This window comes from Nosocomiicoccus ampullae (assembly GCF_001696685.1).
GTDB classification, from domain to species: domain Bacteria; phylum Bacillota; class Bacilli; order Staphylococcales; family Salinicoccaceae; genus Nosocomiicoccus; species Nosocomiicoccus ampullae_A.
The window spans coordinates 122,838-123,737 of sequence record NZ_MBFG01000001.1; the positions used below are offsets into that span (position 1 = coordinate 122,838).

Here is a 900-nt window from a genome sequence, read left to right on the forward strand (position 1 = left end):
ATAACCAAAAACAAGTATCGAAGAGTGAACCACTGAATGAAACAGAACGCGAAGAGTTAGAACGTCTAAGAGAAGAACTAAGAATGAAAGAACTGGAAAATATCATTCTAAAAAAGTTAAATGCCTTACCGACAGATCCAACAGACAAAAAACGAAAGTAGCGCTTGAGGTAAGGCAAGAAACGACTTATACACTAAAAGAGATTTTAACAGTGTTGAAGCTACCRAAGTCTGTATATTACTACTGGATAAAACATATGGATGATCAGRAACAAAAAGATCGATGGCTAGTARATAAAATTARAGARATWGTMTCAAAACATAAAGGTAGATATGGTTACAGAAGAATCAAAGCRATACTCGAAAACAGAGARCAAATTGTGGTGAATCATAAGCGCTTGTTACGYATTATGAAAACCTATAATTTACTRTGTCAAAAATTCAAAAAYAAATCGAGAACACGTTACAGTTCATAYAAAGGRCAAGTTGGAAAAGTMKCTCCAAATAAGGTAAAGCGTAACTTTAAGCCGAAAACATTTAATCAACTATGGGTSACAGATGTCACAGAGTTTGCGTTACCTATCAAAGGMAAGAAACTATATYTATCAACGATTATGGATTGTTATAACTCTGAAGTGATTGCCTATCAATTAAGTCGTTCACCAAACCTAGCAATCGCTATAAATCCTTTAAATAAAGCACTTGAGGAACACCAACACAATCTAAACCAATTAGTTGTTCACTCGGATCAAGGATTTCATTATCAGCATAGTAGTTGGGGAAATACCATAACAGAATATGGTGCAACAATGAGTATGTCACGTAAAGGAAACTGTTTAGATAATTCACCGATGGAGAACTTCTTTGGCTTATTAAAGCAGGAAATGTTTTATGGAGAAGT

The 900-nt window shown here is 34.1% G+C and carries 1 protein-coding gene and 1 pseudogene; both read left to right on the forward strand.

Annotated features, from left to right (window positions below):
• Positions 1 to 82: 82 nt before the first annotated feature.
• Positions 83 to 595 (forward strand): annotated as a pseudogene (locus BBS29_RS08575) (IS3 family transposase); the annotation flags it as partial.
• Positions 581 to 900 (forward strand): transposase (locus BBS29_RS08465; protein WP_373554030.1); only part of this gene is annotated, 320 nt, incomplete at its 3' end. The pseudogene BBS29_RS08575 and the gene BBS29_RS08465, both read left to right, overlap by 15 nt.